This window comes from Spirosoma jeollabukense (genome assembly GCF_054777855.1).
Map to the genome: position 1 here is coordinate 1 of NZ_BAAHAD010000072.1, position 911 is coordinate 911.

Here is a 911-nt window from a genome sequence, read left to right on the forward strand (position 1 = left end):
CACGGTGCACTATGCCCTGCTGGATCGGAACGCCCCCCCGCAGGTCCTGAAGGGCTGGGTTCAGATCCTCAGAGAGTCGGTATCCCTCAGATAAGTAGCGAAAAGTATTGGATTGAGTCTTTATAGAATGAAAAGCCGCCCACAAACGAGATTGGTTGTGGGCGGCTTTATTTTGTATAATTGACGTTCGGCCGTCATAAAAATCCCTAACTGGCAACATGGAAACCCACTCTTTACCAGCCTGGACTTAAAATAGTAACGATACGGTCGATACCCTTCTCTCCCGGATTTCATGACGGAAAATATTACCTATATTTATTCACTTACTTGCCAACTCAGCACACGATTTGGATATACTTTTTAGTAGTGAAATCGTTGTAAATGAAAATGCAACAACTTTATGCGGTTAGTCTATACGATTGGGCTGTGGAGCCTTTTTTTGGGCGTGGTGCTGGTTCCCACCAGTAGCCAGGCCACTCACGTGCGAGCGGGCGAAATTACTACCAGACGCATCTCGGCCACTTCGCTTACGTACGAAATTACCTTTACCGCTTACTTCGATGAAGTAAAAGGTAAGCCTGCTGCTGATCAGGCAGGGGAATACACTATGTGTTTTGGAGATGGCACTACAGCCATTGTTAAACGTCAGGAACCACGTACTTATATTAACAGCCGTACGTCCTCGATTAACATCTACAAAACGGTTCATACCTATCCCGGGCCAGGGGCTTATACCATTGGCATAACCGTTCCTAACCGTAACAAGGACACTAAAAACTTACCTCCTCCCGGTGATTCAGACAACCTCCGATTTTTCGTCTCGACGACGATTCTGATCAATGCCAACCTGGGCTTGAACTCTACCCCCGTCATGCTCAACCCACCCCTGGACTCCGGACGCGTCAACCAGA

The 911-nt window shown here is 47.6% G+C and carries 1 protein-coding gene and 1 pseudogene; one reads left to right on the forward strand and one right to left on the reverse strand.

What is annotated here, in order from left to right:
* Nucleotides 1–220: hypothetical protein (locus ACYVEA_RS34570; protein ID WP_461117914.1), on the reverse strand; the 220-nt coding region annotated here is incomplete at its 3' end.
* A gap of 180 nt (nt 221–400) precedes the next feature.
* Here ACYVEA_RS34570 and ACYVEA_RS34575 point away from each other — a divergent pair.
* Nucleotides 401–911 (forward strand): annotated as a pseudogene (locus tag ACYVEA_RS34575) (gliding motility-associated C-terminal domain-containing protein); the annotation flags it as partial.